This is a genomic window from Nostoc sp. 'Peltigera membranacea cyanobiont' 213 (assembly GCF_002245975.1).
GTDB lineage: Bacteria > Cyanobacteriota > Cyanobacteriia > Cyanobacteriales > Nostocaceae > Nostoc.
In genome coordinates this window covers 1-3,350 of sequence record NZ_NOLI01000294.1, presented here as the reverse complement: position 1 = coordinate 3,350, position 3,350 = coordinate 1, and the positions used below count along the sequence as shown (strand labels likewise).

Below are 3,350 nucleotides of genomic sequence, written 5' to 3'. Positions count from 1 at the left end.
AAGCAATAGATGCAAACCACAAGCGTAATTGATTTCCTTCAAACGTATGGGTACTAGTTCTATCACTATGTAACCCTAGTTTTTGTTCTTTTAGACAATTCTCCATATTGCCTCGTGGACAATATTTCTGAGTATAAAGTCGTCCTGGCGGAATTTTATTAATGGGGAGCGAAGTTACTACAAAGCGTGTATCTACTTCTTCATAGCTATACTCAACTTTGGCGACAACACGACGATTACGGCTCCAGCTATCTAGAGTTTGATAGTTAAGAGAACAATCCCAAACTGAGTTATCAATAAATGCTGCTGCATCATTTTTTAAATCTGGTGATGGAGGAAATAAGCTTTGAAAAAACTCAACTATGGGTTGAACTTTTCCTGAGTATTCCTGAGATGAACGATACTTTATTGATTGAGATAACTGAAGTAAACGATTATTTGGAGCAAGTCCAAATACATAATCAATTTCACTTTGAGATTCACACCAACTCATTATATCGTCTCTCGAATATGCACTATCTCCGCGAATAATAATTTTTACATTTTTCCATTTTGAGCGGATTATTTTTATGACTCGTTGTAATTCTTCTAACCCACCTCCTGCTGGGTCAACATTAGATGCCCGAAGTTTTGCAGCTAGTATTTGTTTCCCACAGAAAATATAAAGTGGAGCATAACAATACCTCATCCGTTTACCTAGCTTTAAACACGAGGTAGATTACCTAGCCAATAGAGTGCAACAATTATACGAGCGAGATATCCCTTGGAACGAAATAGCAATTATTTACCGCTCCAACTTTATGGGCGATCGCATCTATAACGACTTCCAACAAGCCCAAATCCCAATAGAGTGGGTAAACGCCAGCAGTGACAGCCGCAACTATAACCCGAACGAACAAAGCATCAAACTCATAACCATGTACTCCAGCAAAGGGCTAGAGTTCCCAGTGGTGCTTATTCCTGGTATTGGTTATATGCCTGACCAGTACGGACACGGCACACCAGAAGAAGAAGCGCGACTATTGTATGTGGCGATGACACGGGCAATTGAGCAGTTGATTATGACTTGCGTAGGCGTAGCCCGCCGTAGGCATCGCCCTTCAGCATTTACCAGCCGTTTGGAGACAGTATTAGACAAAGGTCGCAGTTAAAGCAGCATGATTCTTAGAGGAAACTTTATATATGGGTTTATGATAAGCGTAGTTTACCGCCGCAGGCATCGCCCTCTATTGCTTCTGGCTGCTGTATGTCACGCTATTGCTATTTATGTGTAAGATTTTACCCAGATGGGAGTCAAAAGATGTTTCGTTTGGTTAGTGGAGACTATGACACGCTGGAATATTACAGGTACTTGGATTGGTGAATACTCTTATGATCCAAACGATTTATATCCAAATCATCAACTAAGTGTTCCCTNGGGAGCAATGCGATTTTGTTAGGCGACTCAAAAAAAGTGCGATCGCTAATCATATTTTTCAGTATGAAAATATATTTATTACAGTATTAACTAGTGTTAATACGTAAAATGTTCTAATAATGAACAGCATCCGTAACATCAGTTTGGAGTGCTATTTTTTTGTGGATGCGAAAAAAGGTAGAATTCCCTTTTAGCAATGCTTTTGAGACAGGAAATGCCTACCTTGATGGAAAAAAAAATAGATGCAACTTTAGATTTAGTGAAATCATTGAAAGACTTTGAAGCTCAGATTACTAAACTTTTAGAATTGACTAATGTTATTGTTTTGGATGGGCAAGTATTAAAAGAAAGAGAACAAAAAATTAGAGATTCAGCGCTTATTTTAGCGGGTCAATGTATTGCCATATTTTTATATAATCTTTCCCAATCTCAATCAGTTCTCGATACAGCAAAGACTCAAACTCAAGGCTGGTGGTATCCCAAAACCCAAAGACATGGTTTTCGGACTCGACAAATATTAACAATTGGGAATGTACTGGTTACTTTAAAATTACCGTATGTAGTAACTATCAACAAAAAACAGGATAAAAATAAATCTTTTTGCGAAGGATTTTGCCCATTTTTAATGTGGCTAGGAATGTCAGAAGGATTAACGCCATTGGTATGGTCTACAGTTGCTCAATATGGTGCAATCACTCTTCTCTTTGAAGCCGCCTGTACAACTTTGACGGGTTGGGGAATTAACCTTAGTTTAAAACGAATTGAACGTTTGACATATAAATTTGGTCAAATTGGGATCAACTTACGTCAATCTAAAATCTTAAATTGCCAATTAGGGAATTTAGCTGAAGGTAATATTCTTAAAGGTCAAAGAGTTGTCATCGCCTTCTTATGGTGGTCGGAGTAGAATCCGAATTAATAAAAAGGGGAGAAAAAGTTCCAAAACCAAGCGACACGGGTTTATCGGCAAATGGGTTGAGCCAAAATTATTTACAATTTATGTTGTTGACGAGCAAGGTAAAAAAATAAATAGTTCTGAGATTCCTATTACGAATGATGGCACTTATGAAGGATATAAAGCGCTTTTAGATATTTTAGAAGCGGATTTAGTTGACTTGGGAATTAGTCAAGCAAAACAAGTCTTATTAATCGGGGATGGAGCGGAGTGGATCTGGATACATATTCCCCCACTTTTGGCAAGATTAGGATGCCCAGTTGAAACTTATCAGCTATTCGATTTTTATCATGTTACGGAAAATTTAAAAGTATTTGCGGACGCGGCTTTTAATGAAGAGGCACAGTCTAAGGAATGGTTTGTAAAAGTTAGAAAGAGTTTAAAAAAAGGTAAAGCTAAATCCTTAATCAGCCAGATGGATGAGTTGATTGCTGTAGCTACTGGAGAGCGCTGTAAGATTATGGTAGTTAAGCGTAATTATATTTTAGATGCTTATCGAAAAGGGCGTTTAAATTACGATAAAGCAATAAATAAAAAACTACCTATTGGCAGTGGTGCTTTTTGATTGTTTAATCCGTCAAGTTGTCAACTTAAGAATCAAGGGTAACAGTAAATTTTGGTTGAAAGAAAATGCAGAAATTATGTTACATCTGCGTTGTCAATGGATAGCTAGAAGTTGGGATAATTTTTGTGGTTCTATCTTTAATTCCTTTATTAAACCTCAAACTGTGTGATACATTTTATACTTTACTTCTCGTCTTCAGTTACTATTTGCTGTAATTGATACCAAGTATAAAAGACTGATTTATTTGTGAATAATCCTCAAATGACATAATAGTAGTCTTTTTGAAATATCTCATCAAGATAGTTTTTTGTGTAAAACAATAGATTTTATGTAAATAAAATCACTTTTTACTGAGATTGGATTTTTAGCGATCGCACTTTTTTTGCGTCGTCTAACAAAATCGCATTGCTCCC

The 3,350-nt window shown here is 36.7% G+C and carries 1 protein-coding gene and 2 pseudogenes; 2 read left to right on the top strand and 1 reads right to left on the bottom strand.

Going from position 1 to position 3,350, the window contains the following annotated elements:
• A pseudogene (locus tag CDG77_RS34145) lies at nucleotides 1-682 on the bottom strand (transposase); the annotation flags it as partial.
• A gap of 52 nt (nucleotides 683-734) precedes the next feature.
• Between CDG77_RS34145 and CDG77_RS34140 the strand changes: the two are divergent.
• Entirely contained in the window at nucleotides 735-1,151 is a 417-nt protein-coding gene (locus tag CDG77_RS34140) for a 3'-5' exonuclease (RefSeq protein ID WP_223270144.1), read from the top strand.
• Nucleotides 1,152-1,643: 492 nt separating this feature from the next.
• Nucleotides 1,644-3,106 (top strand): annotated as a pseudogene (locus CDG77_RS34135) (ISLre2-like element ISCst1 family transposase).
• Nucleotides 3,107-3,350: the final 244 nt, after the last annotated feature.